Source organism: Bacteroidota bacterium (assembly GCA_026391695.1).
GTDB lineage: Bacteria > Bacteroidota > Bacteroidia > Bacteroidales > JAGONC01 > JAPLDP01.
The window spans coordinates 1-17,717 of sequence record JAPLDP010000052.1 but is presented as its reverse complement, the minus strand read 5'-3'; the positions used below and the strand labels follow the sequence as shown (position 1 = coordinate 17,717).

Sequence of the window (17,717 nt, the reverse complement as noted above, 5' to 3'; positions counted from 1 at the left end):
AAAAATCGGCTGTCCGACTAATTTTATTTCTGTATCTTTACCCATGTTGCAGTTTTTGGTTCGCAAAACAAAACTACAACATTGAGGGGAAACCCGTTGGGAGTACCCTCTTTTGTATTAATTTAGTCGGTCAGTAGTGATTCTTTATAAACGTTTACTATAAAGGATATCGTCGAAATATTCCATAAAATTTCAGTCTTTATCTATTATTGATCCATAAAATCAAAAAAGCGATCCAAAATGAATCGCTTTTTTCAAACAGTCGGGATGGTGAGATTCGAACTCACGACCTCCACGTCCCGAACGTGGCGCGCTAACCGGACTGCGCTACATCCCGTATTGATAATAAATTAGATCATATCTTTTTCTGCATCCGGTATTTCAATCCACGACCTTCCCGACTTGTCGTGGCGCGCTAACCGGGCTGCGCTACATCCCGTATTGACAATAAATTAGATCATATCTTTTTCTGCATCCGGTATTTCAACTTACGACCTTCCCGACTTGTCGGGACGCGCTAACCGGGCTGCGCTACATCCCGTATTGTGTCCCATGCCCATACACAGTATGCAAAAATAGGAATAATCTCATTTGATTTCTATCTAATCCTTTTAATTTTTAATTATCACTGCAAGTGTATCAGGGCTTCTTCAGAAGGTTCTCTTTTTTCAGAGGAATTGCTTTATCCGATCCGAACCATTATATTTGCACAAACAAATATAATATTCCGATGAAAAAAGTAAAAATTTCCCTGATGCTGATAATAGCGATAGTATTTTTTAAGCAGGCCTTCCCTCAGTGTACACCAATGGATTCAATCGCCTGTCCTGATCCTGAGAACAATGGAGAAGTCTGCCCCGAGACCCTGCCGGGTGGCATTGCCGGTATTGCTTATGAATCTGTGGCCACCATCCTTCCACCTCCCGAGGTGGAATTTCAACCTGGTGTTTTTATTCCACTGCATCATATTAAACTGACGGATGTTCAAAATCTGCCACCCGGAATAACTTACCAATCCGATTCACCCGATAATATTTTCCTTGTCGGAACATATTATTGTATTCTTTTATCAGGAGTGCCCACTGTTGCAGGAAACTATGTCCTGAAGATCATTGTGGATATCTGGGCAGAAGGCATTGGCGGGGGGGAACCTATATGGATAGCTCAACAAACCGATTCAACATCACTCTCAATTAAGATCATCTGGGATCCAAATGCTATCGATGAGCCGAATGATGACTCCTTCCATCTCGATGGCTGCAAGCCGAATCCATTTATTGATCGTACACGCATCAGTTTTTATTCTCCTGATCCTGCAGAATTGTCATTTGACATTTATGATCTTCTTGGTCAGATCATGTATCATCAGGTTTTCCCAGCCATAAGGGGTGAGAACTTTATCGACCTTAACGGCGGCCGTCTTCCCGCGGGATTGTATTATTATTCCATTTCCGGTGCAGAAAAGAAGCTTACAAAAATCCTCATCAAAACCCACTAGAAACCTGACGGCCCGCTTCCTTGCCAGGTATCATATGGATGTTACACTTAAGAAAACCACCCCGGTCTGGATGATATGATGAAATTATTCCCAATAAAAAGTACACTGGTCATTTCATTTCTTCTGTTTATTTTTTTTACAGGCACGATATCCGGCCAGAAAGCCATTATTACCGGGAGAATTAATGATTCCAGAACTAATGAATCACTTGTTGGAGTGAACGTGGTCATCGACAGCACAGCTGGGATTTCAACGGGAATAATAGGAGATTACCAGGTTGAACTTGATCCTGGGAAACATACCCTTCTTTTTAAGTATATCGGCTATAAAACCCAGCAAAAAAATCTCTATTTGAAGTCAGATGAGCGCATCACCTTGAATATTCAGCTGGAACAGGAGATAATTGAACTGGAAACCGCCGTTGTTTCGGCGGGTAAATTTGAACAGAAGTTGTCAGATATAACCGTATCCATGGAGATCATCAAACCAACATACATCGAGCATACCAATGCCACCAACATGGAGACGGTCATAAATCAGATGCCTGGCGTGGATGTAATGGATGGCCAAACCAGCATAAGGGGTGGTAGCGGATACAGTTATGGAACAGGCAGCCGTGTTCTTTTTCTTGTTGATGAATTGCCTATCATGAGTCCGGATGCCGGGGATGTGAAATGGAACTTCCTGCCTGTGGAGAATATTGAACAGGTTGAAATTTTAAAAGGCGCTTCCTCCAGTCTTTATGGTTCATCTGCTTTAAATGGTGTGATCAATATCCGCACAGCCCAGCCTGGCATCGAGCCGTCAACAAAGATTGATATTTCTTCAGGAGTATATTTAAAACCCAGGAGAGATGAACTTGCATGGTGGTGGAAATCACTGCCTATGGTTTTTAATGCCAGCATTTCGCACCTGAGGAAGATTAAAAATATGGATCTGGCGATAGGAGCTAATGCTTTCAGTGATGCCGGGTACCGTCTGGATGAATATTTTAAAAGAGCCCGTCTCAATGTCAATTTCAGATATAATGACAAGAAAATAAAGGGACTATCGTATGGGATCAACGCGAATATGATGTACCAGGACAATTCCGACTTTTTCCTATGGGAGAATGCCGATTCCGGGGCTTTACGCCAACCTGCCAATCTGGTTACACCGACAAAAGGTGTGAGATTGAACCTGGACCCATTTATCATTTACTATGGCCTCCAGGGTGACCGTCATTGTTTGAGAACCAGATATTACCGGGTGACAAATCTTCATCCTGAAGCAACGAAAGATAAAAATAGCCAGTCCGATCAGTTTTATGGGGAATATCAGTACCATAAAGAGTTTAAAAACCTTTTAAACTGGACTATTGGTGCCACAGGCAGCTATTCGGCGACTATTGCCGAGCTCTATGGTGATCATTATAGTTCGAATGTCGCATTATATACCCAGTTCGACTGGAAATTATTCGGTAAGTTGTCGGTTTCAGGAGGTTTGCGATGGGAAGCCTATAAGCTTGACCATACATCTGCTCAATCCAATCCTGTGGTGAGAACCGGTATTAGCTACCAGGTGGCAAAGTATACATTTATCCGGGCTTCATTTGGTCAGGGATATAGGTTCCCATCTATTGCAGAGAAATATGCCTCCACAAGTCTTGGTGCGATCAATATTTTTCCTAATCCTGACCTGAAATCCGAAACAGGCTGGAGTGTTGAGGCAGGTGTTAAACAGGGAATCAAGCTGAACAACTGGAATGGGTATATTGACATAGCCGGATTTTGGACTCAATATGAGGATATGATGGAATTTACTTTCGGTGTGTACAAACCTGATTCGATGCCTTACCCGACCCTCAAGGACATCGGATTCAAATCCCTTAATGTCGGAAATGCACGGATCAATGGCATTGATGTTCTGTTAACAGGCCAGGGCAGCCTGCTTGGCATCCCTGTTTCATTCTTTTTGGGTTATACCTATACAAATCCTATTGATCTTAATGCTGACACGGTGGAAAATAACATCTTAAAGTATCGTTTTTATCATTCCGCAAAGGGAGATGTGGAGCTGGATTACAGGCAATTCTCATTTGGATTGAGTTTAATATATAACAGTAAGATCATTAATATTGATAAGGTGTTTGAAGAACAGATCCTTGGACAGGAATTATTACCGGGCTTCAAGGAATACCGGCAGGAGCATGATCAGGGATTCATCACCTTCGACCTGAGATGGTCATTTCAGGCCACCAAATCGTCTAAATTTGCATTCATTGTTAAGAATTTGTTTAACAGGGAATATATGGGGAGACCTGGCGATATTCAGCCTCCGATGAATATGGCCTTGCAATATGTTCTGAAGATCTGATGTTAGAAACACTTTTAATTATTGGAATGAAGTCTGCCGGTTTTTTTTGGTTTTTTACCCTTGCATTAGCTATTGGTGCTTTTATTTTTATCTCATTCAGGATGGAGAAGAAGCCATTTGCCAAACCCAGAAATGTAATTCGTTTTGCGACATTTAATGTGTCTCTATACTGCGATTCGTCCGGGAGGTTGATCAACGATCTCACCGGGCCTGATAATATTCAGGCAAAGAATATCGCCGAAATCGTCCAGATCGTGCAGCCGGATGTCATCGCACTGTTTGAATTTGATTACGACTCCCCCGGATTGGCATTACGGCTATTTCAGGACAATTATCTTGGCAAAGGACAAAATGGCCAGCTTCCGATACATTATGATTATTTCATGGTTATTCCTTCCAATACAGGATTACCAAGTGGTGAAGATCTTAATCATGACGGCAGGACGGGAGAGGCTGAAGATGCTTTTGGATTTGGCCGTTTCCCGGGGCAGTATGCTTTTGCGGTACTGTCAAAATATCCCATTCATAAGGAGGGTGTCAGGTCGTTTCAGCATTTTCTATGGAAAGACATGCCGGGAGCTCTCTGGCCTGTCATCCCTGGCACCGGAGCAAGTTACTACTCAGATGCCGAAAAAAATATTTTCAGGCTGTCGTCTAAAAATCATGTTGATATACCTGTTGAAATACCCGGGGGTATCATTCATCTGCTTGTTGCTCATCCTACCCCGCCTGCCTTCGATGGTAGTGAAGACAGGAATGGCAGGCGTAATCATGACGAGATAAGGCTATTTGCCGATTATATTTCAGGTGGAGATAAAGCTGAATATTTATATGATGATCAGGGCAACATGGGTGGCCTACACAACAGGTGTTCCTTTGTGATCATGGGCGACATGAATGCTGATCCGGTGGCTGGGGATAGTTATGATCATGCCATAAACCAGTTATTGCTTCATGCAAAGGTGAACCAACAGGCCACTACCGGCAGGTTCGTTCCTTCGAGCCTGGGCAGCTTTGAAAATTCTTTACAAAATGAGGGTAAAGATGACGAAGATAAAGGAAATCCCTGGCATGATACCTCATGGTGGGGTCTGAGAATCGATTATATCATTCCATCGAAAGATATTAAAGTCTCTAAAAGCGGCGTATTTTGGCCTTCAAGTTCCGATTCTTTATATTATTTGATAAAAGATAAGGCCGCTTCCGACCACTTGATGGTATGGATGGATATCAAACGATAAGGAAAATGATGGTATTCCGGGTTACTTAATGATAACGACTTTCTTTTCCGAAAAACTATCCCCGGCCTTCATCCTGACAAAATATATGCCCTCGTGAGTGCCGGATCCCGATGCATTCATCCCATCCCAAATGACCGTATGGGATCCTTTTGCCAAAAATTTATCTGTTATAACCCTGACCTTCTGGCCAAGCATGTCAAAGACTTCAATCAATACATCCTCATCGTTTCCGATGATAAAGGATATATGGGTCAGGTCTTTAGAGGGATTAGGATAAATTCCACACAACTTGGATGCTGTTGTTCCAGAATTTTCATTGATCCCGATTCCATCAACATTTATCTCAACATCGTCGATATAAATACCGTCCATCTGATAGCCAACATCCGTGTACAACCTGAATCTCAGCAGAACATAAGAATTCCCAAAAATAGAATTAGAAGAGTAACTTTTCTTAAATTTATAACCTATAAAACCAACCCGTAATGCTGGGACATCGGTATGCTCTGAGCGACATTCATGGTTGCCTGAAGACCTTCCGTTTTATGACTGAGGAGGTCATACAACTGGATGCCTCTGATACACTCTATCTGCTTGGCGACTATATTGACCGGGGACCGGACTCAAAAGGCGTTGTTGATTATATCATAAATTTAAAACACAACGGTTACAGTGTAATCCCTCTTATGGGAAACCACGAAGATATGATGATTGACTCGATGGCAGGTGGCAATCATTTTCATGAATGGATGCTAAATGGGGGAGCTTCTACACTCGACAGCTTCGGATTGAAACATGTTATTATTGAGGGACTAAAAACCGGCTGGAAGTTACCTGAAAACTATCTTGATTTTTTTTGTGGTCTGAAACTCTATATTGAACTTGAGGACGTCATCCTTGTCCATGCCGGATTGGATTTATCCTTGCATGATCCGTTTAATTATCCCTGGATAATGTTATGGATTAGACAGTCAGTGATAGATAAGAAAAAACTGGGTGATAAAAAGATCATTCACGGACACACGCCGCTTCCTATGGATACCGTGAAGGCTTCAATCGAAGACAAAAAGATAGTTGATATCAATATTGACGGGGGATGTGTTTATACCCATTATCGCAGTCTTGGATACCTGATCGCACTTGATTTGGATAAGTGGGAAGTGATGTGGGTGAGAAATATGGAGGACAAATAGGAGCCGGGTCAAAAGATCAGAATACACTTTATCTTTTTCTGGATGACAAGCCGATTAGACCTATGAAAATTAAACACTATATAAACCACTGAATACCCCGGAGGTCATATGCGAATAAAATCATTTCTACTCATTATTTTTTCATCCTTCATGTTTCATGTTTACCCTCAATCACAGATATATGTACCTGAAACTGATCCCCTTGTTCTTCAAAAGATTGACCAGTGGCAGGACCTGAAATTTGGTCTTCTGATGCACTGGGGCCCATACAGCCAGTGGGGTATAGTGGAGTCATGGTCTATTTGTGCTGAGGATGAAGGCTGGTGCCGCCGGAAAACAGATAATTATGAAGAATACAAACATCAGTATGAGAATCTGAAAACCACCTTCAATCCCGTGAGTTTTGCCCCTGAAAAATGGGCGTTGGCAGCAAAGCAAGCCGGTATGAAGTATGTGATCTTTACGACCAAGCATCATGATGGTTTTTGCATGTTCGATACAAAATACACCGATTATAAAATCACAGATACATCATGCCTATTTCATCAAAATCCACGGGCAAATATTACAAAAGAGATATTCAATGCCTTTAGAAATGAAGGTTTATGGGTGGGTGCATATTTCTCTAAACCTGACTGGCATTGCCCTGATTATTGGTGGCCTAACTTTGCCACGCCCGACAGGAATGTCAATTATGATATTCAAAAGTATCCTGACCGGTGGGCTAAGTATGTTGAGTTTACCCATAACCAGATCACCGAACTGCTGACGGATTATGGTAAAATAGAAATCCTTTGGCTCGATGGCGGATGGGTAAGAACTTTAACGAGAGAAGAAATTATCCAAGAGGTAAACAGACCGTGGTACAGAGGAGGTTTCATTCAAAGTCAGGATATAAAAATGGACGAAATGGTGAAAGAGGCCAGAGAAAAGCAACCCGGACTGATCGTCGTTGACAGGGCGGTGCCAGGTAAAAATCAGAACTATTTAACCCCTGAAAATCAGGTGCCGGATAAAATGCTTCCTTATCCCTGGGAATCATGCATCATTTCTGGTGGTGGCTGGTCATGGGTGAAGGATGCCAAATATCTGTCGGGTCACCAGGTTGTTCACATGCTCACTGATATTATTGCCAAAGGTGGTAACCTCCTCCTGAATATTGCACCCGGGCCAGACGGAACATGGGATGAAGGTGCTTATAGAATGCTTAAGGAGGTAGGAGACTGGATGACCATTAACGGGGAAGCTATCTTTGGCACCCGCCCACTCGAACCATATAAGGAAGGGAAAGTGTGTCTCACACAGAAAAAAGAGGGATCCGTTTATCTGATTTATCTGGCTGATGAAGACGAAATAGAGGTTCCATCAATGATCGGATTGACATCGTACTGTCCTGTCCAAAATGCCACAATTACCCTCCTTGGCTCCAACATTTCCCTGAAATGGGAGAAGGTGGGCAAAGGCTTTACGGCTTACATTCCTGAACCCCTGCAAAAAAACCCGCCATGTATGCATGCATGGGTAATCAAAATAAGGGTGAATGAATAATATTCTCTAACTGGCCTCGCATTTCAATGCGGGGATTATTGGATTCATATTGCCATTCATTCAACGCGCAAGGATATTATCTCATAGGGATTTAACCTAAATTTTGATCCGGTCAAACCCTTTCTTTCTTCGTCAAAATTGCTCATGTAAATATTTTGCGGTTTCAATGCCCCCCACATTATTTCAACCTCCTGTTCTTCTTCGCTGGTATTATATAATCGGATCATTATCGCTTCGTTATCGTCACTTGGTTTTATAGAGTTGATGATTACCTTGTTATTGCTGAGTTCCAATAAACTCTTTTGTAAAGGCAAATCTCTATTGGCTGGTAAAATCACTAAGGGCTGAGAAAGTTCTGTTGCCCATTTTTCAGCTTGTGAGGGATCAAATTTTTGATGTGGAATCAGTGTATATCTGCAAACGGCAATCCCTTCCTGTGAAGCCAGGTAATTTGTTTCCCAGTAATTATTCATTACATAAGAAAATATCATCTGGGTGGGCTGATATTCCCTGATCCATCCTGTTGATGTGGCATCGGTTGTAATCCTGCCAAGTTCAATGAGCGGAGCGTCAGTCGTGATGAATGTAACACCCATATCTGCATTTGAAACATCAACCCATCTGCCGGCAGTGTAATAATTCATGCATGAACCAGGTATCTGTCCTTCACCGGGAGAGTAGTTGCCAATCGACAGGTTGATCGTTACCAGACCATCAGGTATGTGGAAAGGAAAACCAAAAAAAACTCCTTCCGGGTCAAAGATTTTTTTCTTATCAATAGTGTTGATGATATCGACTCTGTCTGATCCTTCATAAATCATTATTTCGCTGCTGATTTTATTGCATCCCGGAGCTACTGATTCTGTAATAATTGATTTAACAAGGCCTCCATCTTCATTAATATGAATGGAAGAACGGTTTACAGTAAGTGGATTGCCCGGGTTGCGCCCTGTAATATATAAATACTGGTTCAGTCCCTGTCCGGCATTTATGTCAACGAGGTTGTAATCCTTGTTTTTAAGAAGTAATGAAGAGATGGAACCAGTATTAGTATCTATATCCAGAATAATTTTATCGTTTGAAAGTTGTCTTGTGTTTGTCATTGTTTTCCCCCAAATTACCTGCGATCCGGAACTAATGAAAAGCCTCATGGCACCCAGGGGAGGTACATTTTCTATCGCCACTGCCAGTTCATTTGTCGACAGACGCTGCGAAGGCCATACCATTCCGGATTCATCCTTTGCTATATCGCCGGCCTTGCTTTGTTCAGGAGATAGCAAAATAATATCTGACCTTGACCAGGAACAGGTGTTCAAGATATCAAATGCATCACCTGGATCATATTCTGACTCCTCTTCGGTAGTAATTACCTGTGCCAGAATTTTTGACAGGCTATCGGCTTTCTTGGCAAATTCCTGTTTGATAGCCCATTGCTGCAAGGTAAAAGGATTTTCGGGTTCACTTATGCTGTTCCATGAACCCCACGTATGTTCATCAAACAAGAGGATGTTTTTCCATGCTTCAGCAAAAATCCCCGAAGGATAATGATGGGGATCCCTCATAGCCCATAAAGTCTGAGCCTGCACAAGACGCTCTGAAGCCTGGCGGTTCAGCGCTGTTTCACGCGCAGAAGAAGCTGCACCATCCTCCCAAAAAGGAGTCCAATCTCCTCTGTAAACCGATAGTTGGGCTCCATACTTGTCTTCAAATATTTTGAATGACTCGCTGACGGTCGAAATGATAATCCGGGGGGAGATGTACCTTTCATTCCACTCTTTCACCACATCCGCAATGTATGGATCAGGCGGACCGTTATCCGATCCTATATTGTACCGGAAGATGGACATATCATAGGGGAATCCTGAACTTTCAAGCTGACTGACATATTCAAAGATGTTTTTTTCATTCAGCTTATTTCTGATTTTTGTAAAGCCAAGACCCGTATGATACCAGGAGTATCCTTTTCCTGCAACCCAGCAGAGAATTCTGTTTTTTCCATCGGGTGATTCCCAGTAAAAGGGTTTGTCGGCCCATGTTTCCAGAAATGATCCAATACGGTGACCGGTATTGGGACCTATAGAAAAATATTTTATCCCGCTTTGTGCCAGGGTGGTGACGAGTGACCATGTATATCCCGGGATGTCGCTGATCATGGCTGCCTCAAGAGGAATGCCGCTCATCCTGGCGATACGCCGGCCGGCTTCGGTAAGACGTATCAGTTCCTCCTGGTTACATAGACCTGTCAGCTCATTGGCATAAAGTCCGTCCAGCTCAATCCAGCCTTTATGAACAGCTTCGATAAACTCTTTGCGTTGAATGGTATCGGCATGTGCCAGAAAGCAATCTGCTCCCCACATCACCTCTGTGTTCCATTTGAATCGGGCTCCCTCAGGATAACCCCTGGTTTTTCTCGCAAGGTCAATGGCTTGTTCAATAAAGCTGCGATGCATCTCCTCAACTTCTGTTTGAACATGCGTATAACCAATATCAGTATGAGTATGATGCAGGAGATAGAGATTCATTTGTTTCACAGGTTCTAAAAGAACACACTGGTTTGAAACTGTGTCGCCATTTACAACTACTGTGGCTTCAATTTTCTCTAAATCAATGGATATAGGCACATATTCCTGATTTAATCCAATGAGGATCTTCTTTATTATTTTTTTATCACCAGCTATGATTGTTGCCTGTGCGGGGGTGCCAAAATGATGAATATCAAACCTGATAAGATATTCAGGCCCTTCAATACCTCGTATAAGTGCGGGTTCCTGTTTGACGGATGCTTTCGATTGCAGCTTATAACGGAATGTCATGTACCAGGAGCGATCCCCGGCTGTTTCACCAACGACCCTGAGCTTTACGGGCCGGTCGGTCTTTATTAAACCTGAAGGGATTTCCATAAAGGCATAGCCCATCAGATCACCATATTTATCAACCAAAGTCGACCTGAAAGTCAGGCTGATGTTGTTGTTGCCTTTTACAATCCATGTTTTAAGAAGTGTGTCCTGAGGATTGGTGAATGTCAGGATATATTTATCATCAAGATAAACCTTGTATGCAAACTTCTTTTCATTCACATCTATACCGTACATCCAGACGTAGGTGACAATTTTTCCAGGTGAAGTATGCGGAAGGGATTCAATGGTCCATTCAATGTACCTGGTACTGTCGATGTTACGAACTAATAAGGATGTGGTAGCTTCAGGGTGGGGCGAATGATAGGTGAAAACCTCGCCTTTTACATCACCGGTATATCCTTCAAGCCAGCTTGAAGGTAAATCCTGTGAAAGGGCACGAAAGGCAATTAGTATAATGAACAAGAGGAATACTCCCTGTTTGAGAGAAGTCTTCATTTTTTAAAGATTATATGCAAAGCATACAGAAAACGAACCTCTTAGAAGTGCAATGTCAATCCAATCTGTAAGTAATTGTTGTGATAGCCATTATTGACATCCATTAGTCCAAAATGGTACCTCGCTTCTATGCCAATCATGAAAATGTTGACGCCGGCACCCAAAAATGCGGATGCATCAAATACACCGGTCTTGTTGCCCTCCTGGGGATCCATTTTAATCCCCTGCACATATACTTTTTCCCCTACCTTGAAATTGGCGCTTAATCCTCCCATTGCATACAATGGCCCCAGCTTGAATTTAAGATCAAGCGGAACACTCAGATAATGAAGCAAGAGTTTGTTATCAGCATCTATCTGATTGCCATTGATGAAATATTCAAGACCGGCACCAAAATGCATAAAGGGGAAAAATTTGACCTCTTTATAGCCGCCTATATAAAATGAATTCAGAGAATGGTTCCACATCGAGTAATCCTTACTGTACATAGCGGCATTCTGATACCCAGCCCTTATACCGACATTTTTTTTGTCTCCACCGGTACTTGAAAAAGGAGCCATCAAAACACTTAAAAAGAAAATGAATGTGATTGCTTGAATTGAAAAAGGTTTTAGTTTCATGGTCTTAATTTTTGAATTTATAGAAAATAAACAATTTGTAGTATCAAAAAAGTACAAATCCTCCATTATTGATCATTGATCATTGATCCCTGATCATTGTCTAAAGCCGCAACATCCCGGTAGTCATCCACTTTATGAAACATGTCCCTGACAAAAGAACATACAGGTACAATCTTCAGGTTATTATTTCTGGCAAATCCGACAGCTTCAGCCAGCAATCTTTTGGCTATGCCCTGGCCTCTTAATTTGTCGGATACTGAAGTTTGATCGATAACGATTTTATCTTTACCCCGGTAGAAATACGTCATTTCGGCAACTCGTTCATTTTCTATTCCCACAAAGAAAATCCCCCTGTTCTTTTCCTCATGGTGCTGTATTTGGATTTCCATATAACCTGTTTTGTCTGTAAAATTAGTTAATTTTTTATCACCATTCAAGGGGCACCAGATACGAACCTGCCACCATCATGGCTTGTTTTAACCTGATTTGCTTAATATAAGCGGAAATACGTGAAGGTCTACGTAAAAAGGATCTTTTTAAATAAATAGGTTAACATTTTACAAATAAAAAAAAGAAGGTGCTCAACCTTTAAATTTACCAATAAGCAAGGGAGGGACACTATGTATTTCAGCCAAATAGCTTCTGGATAGGGTGCAAAATCAGATAATTTTTATGGGACTATCATAAAACTGTTGTTTTATATTAATATTTTCTTTATATTTAGACCTTAATATTTACAAACTTATTTCATAAAAATCAATCCGATGAAAAGAATAATAAAATCATTAGCAGTAATAATGATGGTGCTTTTAACATTATTCATCAGCCTTGAATGTCATTCACAATCCATCATCATATAGTACTTTTATCCGGGATGCTGAAATCCATCCTTTTTCAGGAATAGACACAATTACCGGATTAAAGATCAGCGGATCAGTTGCTCTGAAAAGTGATTCAAGCCTTGTCAGAGTAATCTTTTCAGATGACAAAGGTTTGGAATATATGGTGTTTGAGTCGTATCCATTAATTGCATCACAATACAATTATGCGTTTACACAACAGTGTGATGAAACATGCTACTTAAACTTTTTTAAACCGTATAGTATTAATATTCAAATCATAGATGCTGCCTTGACAATTGATACTCTTCAAGTAATAACAAACAGTACCGGGAACCTTGATTCGTTGCAATATAGTTACAAAAGAATAAAAGATACCCTTAAGATTGCGATGATAAATATAAATATTCCCCGGTTTAACCTGGAATATTCAGCAGGCGATATGGCATTTGTCAAAGAGTACTATAGCAGCAAGAAAATAATCTTTGGAGATAAGTATAATCTTGGTGGTTATGATTATTATAAGGGTGGAATTTTTAGTTTACCCTGGCCGGCAGAAAGAAATTATTGTCGTACAAATATGGTAAAATATTTCGATTGGCGCAATCGTCATGGAGCCAACAGAGAGGGCTCTCCTTATTATGATTTTGATGCAACAGGTTCGGGCTGGATGACAAAAGCCCGGTGTCAAGGCGGCTGTGGATCCTGTTTTGCTTTTGCTCCGGTGAGTGTACTTGAAGCTGATATTAACCTGTATTTCAATCAGCATCTTGATTTAAATCTTTCAGAACAGGATGTCATTTGCAATTCACCTGGCAGTCATGGTTGCGATGGCGGGTATAGCGACAGTGTTTTTTATTATTTACAAAGTCCTGGAGTACGGACGGAATATTGTTTTCCTTATATGCAAACAGGTGATACGGATACTTGTGATATATTAAATGACAGTTGTAATAATCCCGATACCGTTGTACGGATCAATGGGCATGGATCAGTACCAATGACCAATACTGAACAAATTATGTCGAAACTAATTACCAAAGGACCGCAATCTGTAGTTTTCAGGCCCTCTCCAGGCACAAGGCATGTTGTGGCCCTTATGGGTTATATTGTCGATCCCGTTGATTCGAGTATGATCTGGATATACAAAGACAGTTATGGAGAAAATCAAGGAGAGAATGGTTTCTATTATGCCAGAATGACTATTATTGAAGATCCTAATTTTATATTTACTCCTATATTTTTTGATAGCATCACACCACCGGTACGCAAGTGTTTTGACTGGGACGATGATGGTTATTTTAATTGGGGTATAGGTGATAGTCTATCTGGTTGTTCAGGATTGGAGGATTGTGATGATTCAAATCCTTATCTGGGACCTTATGATCCTGAGACCTATTATTGTTCGTGTTTACTGCCATATATTCCTTTACCTGATACCGTCACATCCAATACGACATGGACAGAAAACATTGGCATTAACCGTGATATAGTCATTGATTCGTCCGTTACCCTAACAATAACGGATACAGTTTTTTTTGCGCCGGAAGCGAAACTCATCGTCATGCCCGGAGCTAAGGTGATTATTGACGGGGGTACACTAACCAAGGCCTGTATAGAAAAATGGCAGGGTGTTGAGGTTTGGGGTAATCCCGATCAATCACAATTCTATGATTCTTGCCAGGGGAAAGTATATCTAAGCAACAATGGATCGGTGCAAAATGCGATCACTGGAATAATAACAGGTAAAAAAGTAGATGGAAATTATGTACAAGGTTATGAGGGGGGTATAATAATAGCAAGGGATGCACAGTTTTTGAACAACAACAACGATATTGAATTTCGTCCTTATCAAAACATACATCCTTTTGATTCGACAAATGAAGTAAATAATTTCAGCTATTTTGCAAAATGTACATTCCAAACAGATTATCTGGCTTGTTTGGATTTTGAATTGCCCGGCGCTCATGTTATACTGAACGGAGTAAAGGGAGTTGGATTCTTCGGTTGTTCTTTTAAATATATTTTTCCAACATCGGAGGCAAATGTAGGCGCTTTAACTGAAGAAAATATTGGTATTTACGCTAATGATGCTGATGTTTGGGTGGTGCCTGGATATGAATATCCTGATCCGATGTATGAGCCTTGCGGCGAGGGTTGCTATAAGCTGATTCCCTGTTCCTTTGATAATCTCTGGTATGGAATAAAAGCATTTAACAGTGGTGGCAACTGGAAATTTAAGTCTGATCATACCTTCTTCGACAATAACATTGCAGGCATCTATCTCTCAGGATTTGAGCAGCCTACCATCATTTCCGATACATTTATGATGACGGGAAGTCATAACATTGATCTTCAGAATGACCCCTTCTGGGGTGGAATTTATATGGAAGATTGCTCAGGGTATCATATTGAAGCTAATCAGTTCACAGGGAAATACGACCTGGGTGGCATTACTCCTCACTCCGACTACTGGCGAATTGGAATATATGTGAAAAACTCCGGTACTGAAGATAATGAGATATACAACAATACATTTTCACATTTACAAGGGGCGATTGTTGCCGAAGGAAATAACAGGGGCGATACTACCGGTTTATGCCTTAAATGTAATGATATGGTTAGCAATCAAAACGACCTGCTCGTTTGGGAAGAGGAACGTGCAAACGGTAATCTGCCGATGGGAATAAGGGAATATCAGGGTGCCGATACAAGCCTGATAGATGCCCCGGCAGGAAATACTTTTACACTATACAATGATCCGGCTTCTGACGGAGAAGGTTATGAAAAATATTTTTACGACTACTTCAATGATGCACTGAATATTAAATATATTCATCACCAGTTATCTCAAGAAATTTTAGTAGCTCCTACTCCTGAGAATTATACTTCTAATAAAATAGATCTAATTGAAAAAGAAGGCCTTATATATGGAAAAGACTCGTCATGTCCTTCACGTCTGGGTAACAATAATTATAAGAGCGGTTATGATCCACGGCTTGAAATGACACTTTCAAAGGGATTGATCAATCAATACCGGAATTTGTTAAACTCTTTGGTAGACGGAGGCAGCACTGAAGATCTGAATTTTGATGTGATGACAAGCTTACCTAATGAAGCTTTGGAGATAAGGCAGCAATTACTGGATGAATCGCCTTACCTGTCCGATACCGTTATGAAACAGGCCATTTACAAAGAGGATGTCCTGCCTAATGCTATGATACGGGATGTGTTTACAGCTAATCCACAATCGGCCAAGTCGCAGGAGGTGCTTAACTCTCTGGATAATCGTTTTGATCCAATGCCCGATTACATGATGACGGAGATTATGCAGGGACGGGACTATCTTGGAGCAAAAGAAGTTCTTGAATCACGGCTGGGTTACTGGCAACAGTTGCGTGCAAGAGCCAAAAATCACCTGATACGGAAATTCCTGTCAGACACCACCATACTTCATCCTTACGATAGCTTGATAGCTTTGTATGAAGATGAAGCAGATCTTCAGTCAAAATACAGGTTAGCCTTCTGCTATTTTAACAATGAACAGGCAGAACAAGCGCTGAATGTACTAAATGAGATTCCTGCCACATACGAATTAAACACTTACCAAACTGCTATACACCAGGATTTCGAAGATTATTTCAATGTCATAAAAATGATACATGACAGTACCTGGAGTGTACAGCAATTGGATTCACTATCGGTCAATACCTTGCATGAAATTATGAACAATGGGTATCCATTGATCAACGGTTATGCTCGGGGATTACTAGTAAAAGGCAACTTCATTAATTATACTGAAAAAGTTTATTTTCCGCCAAACATAAAATCTTACCCTGAATATCATTTCACACCTCACGAAGTAATTGTTGAAAAGGAGGATCATTTGAAATTGTTTCCTAATCCTGCCTGGGATTATGTGATTGTTTATTATAATACTTCTGAGTATGAAATTAATGGTAAATTGCTCATGTTTGATATCAACGGAAAGATGATTAAAACTATGATACTTCCGGATTATTTAAATCAATTAACTGTTTCATTAAAAAATCTCCCTAATGGGATTTATATGATAAGCTTATATGAAAAGGATAATCTGATTGAGAGTAAAAAAATTACCAAAGTGGGGAATAAGTAAGACTTATGATTATGAAAATAGTATCAGGTATTATACTAAGAATCACATTAATACAGTCAATTTTAATAATTTTTTCTTACTCAAGCGGGCAGGAATGGCCTAAAATTTATGGGAGTAATAGTTCTTCTTATGTTCGAGGCATTGAAAATGATTATGACCGGGGATATCTGATAGCAGGTTATCTAAGCAGAGGACAGGTAGTTAATCAGTGGGGATGGCTAATAAAGACGGATATCAATGGAAATGTTATCTGGGATAAAAAGTTTGGAGATATTTCTTACCAAACATTCTTTATTTCTTTACTAAAGACAAAAGACCAGGGGACAGTATTAGCTGGAGCAACCAGTAAATATGATCTGGCATGGCACTTTGATCCGTTGTTCATAAAATTGAATCCATGTGGAGAGATTGAATGGTGTCTTGAACTTCAGGCATCAGAAGATGATTATGGAACCGGCATCGTACAACTTGATGATGGTAATTATTTAGGTATGCTGAAATATTATGCCGGATACTCTCATAATCAACGGATAAGCCTGGTAAAGATAGATACACTAGGGAATCCGATTTGGATAAAGAATTATACCTGGGAAGATCCCCTGATGTCTAATGAGGAGGGAGTTCATTTGTTGCTGACCTCCCAGGGTCACTATCTGGTTTCAGGACGCTGTACTTATCCGGGTTTTCGTCCCTTTTGGTTCATGACCGATACCACAGGGGAACAGATATGGGATTTGATATGGGGAAATCATACAGGAGTGGTTTATAAAACAATTGAAAAAGATAGAGGAATTTTTTATAGTGCAGGTATCTATTCAGATATTGGGAGACCTCAAACTCCATCCATTTTTAAATTAAATGAAAATGGACAACTATTATCACAATACTTTTTACTTGGCGATACCATTGTTGGAGGTAGCGCTCATCCAATT

11 protein-coding genes and 1 tRNA gene are annotated in these 17,717 nt (G+C 40.7%); 7 read left to right on the top strand and 5 right to left on the bottom strand.

Annotated elements, in window-relative coordinates; genetic code table 11:
• Window positions 1-262: 262 nt before the first annotated feature.
• Window positions 263-337, bottom strand: a tRNA-Pro gene (locus NT175_07265).
• A gap of 393 nt (window positions 338-730) precedes the next feature.
• Between NT175_07265 and NT175_07260 the strand changes: the two genes are divergently transcribed.
• The 3 genes from NT175_07260 to NT175_07250 all read left to right on the top strand — a co-directional run bounded on the left by NT175_07260 (window position 731) and on the right by NT175_07250 (window position 5,094).
• Complete coding sequence (locus tag NT175_07260; GenBank protein MCX6234508.1) at window positions 731-1,498, top strand: T9SS type A sorting domain-containing protein; 768 nt, start codon at window positions 731-733, stop codon at window positions 1,496-1,498.
• A 75-nt stretch (window positions 1,499-1,573) separates the two neighbouring features.
• On the top strand, window positions 1,574-3,853 hold the full coding sequence (locus NT175_07255; protein ID MCX6234507.1) for a TonB-dependent receptor: 2,280 nt from the start codon (window positions 1,574-1,576) through the stop codon (window positions 3,851-3,853).
• Window positions 3,853-5,094 (top strand): endonuclease/exonuclease/phosphatase family protein, encoded by a 1,242-nt coding sequence (locus NT175_07250; GenBank protein ID MCX6234506.1) that lies wholly within the window; start codon window positions 3,853-3,855, stop codon window positions 5,092-5,094. Before NT175_07255 ends, NT175_07250 begins: the two co-directional genes overlap by 1 nt.
• A 21-nt stretch (window positions 5,095-5,115) precedes the next feature.
• Here the strand turns inward: NT175_07250 and NT175_07245 are convergent, their stop codons facing one another.
• Entirely contained in the window at window positions 5,116-5,466 is a 351-nt protein-coding gene (locus NT175_07245) for a T9SS type A sorting domain-containing protein (protein MCX6234505.1), read from the bottom strand.
• A gap of 113 nt (window positions 5,467-5,579) precedes the next feature.
• Here NT175_07245 and NT175_07240 point away from each other — a divergent pair, with 113 nt between their 5' ends.
• Together NT175_07240 and NT175_07235 are read left to right on the top strand one after the other, a co-directional pair.
• Window positions 5,580-6,287 carry a metallophosphoesterase family protein gene (locus tag NT175_07240; GenBank protein ID MCX6234504.1) on the top strand — a complete coding sequence of 236 codons (708 nt, stop codon included), beginning with the start codon at window positions 5,580-5,582 and terminating at the stop codon, window positions 6,285-6,287.
• A gap of 108 nt (window positions 6,288-6,395) precedes the next feature.
• Window positions 6,396-7,835, top strand: coding sequence for an alpha-L-fucosidase (locus tag NT175_07235; GenBank protein MCX6234503.1), 1,440 nt, complete (start codon window positions 6,396-6,398; stop codon window positions 7,833-7,835).
• Between the two features lie 56 nt (window positions 7,836-7,891).
• On the opposite strand, the gene NT175_07230 is transcribed toward NT175_07235, so the two are convergent.
• The 3 genes from NT175_07230 to NT175_07220 all read right to left on the bottom strand — a co-directional run bounded on the left by NT175_07230 (window position 7,892) and on the right by NT175_07220 (window position 12,245).
• Complete coding sequence (locus NT175_07230) at window positions 7,892-11,188, bottom strand: glycosyl hydrolase-related protein (GenBank protein MCX6234502.1); 3,297 nt, start codon at window positions 11,186-11,188, stop codon at window positions 7,892-7,894.
• A gap of 41 nt (window positions 11,189-11,229) precedes the next feature.
• Window positions 11,230-11,808 carry an outer membrane beta-barrel protein gene (locus tag NT175_07225; GenBank protein ID MCX6234501.1) on the bottom strand — a complete coding sequence of 193 codons (579 nt, stop codon included), beginning with the start codon at window positions 11,806-11,808 and terminating at the stop codon, window positions 11,230-11,232.
• Between the two features lie 65 nt (window positions 11,809-11,873).
• Entirely contained in the window at window positions 11,874-12,245 is a 372-nt protein-coding gene (locus NT175_07220; protein ID MCX6234500.1) for a GNAT family N-acetyltransferase, read from the bottom strand.
• 391 nt (window positions 12,246-12,636) lie between these two features.
• Here NT175_07220 and NT175_07215 point away from each other — a divergent pair, with 391 nt between their 5' ends.
• Both NT175_07215 and NT175_07210 read left to right on the top strand, forming a co-directional pair.
• Complete coding sequence (locus NT175_07215; GenBank protein ID MCX6234499.1) at window positions 12,637-16,785, top strand: T9SS type A sorting domain-containing protein; 4,149 nt, start codon at window positions 12,637-12,639, stop codon at window positions 16,783-16,785.
• Between the two features lie 11 nt (window positions 16,786-16,796).
• Window positions 16,797-17,717: hypothetical protein (locus NT175_07210; protein ID MCX6234498.1), on the top strand; the 921-nt coding region annotated here is incomplete at its 3' end.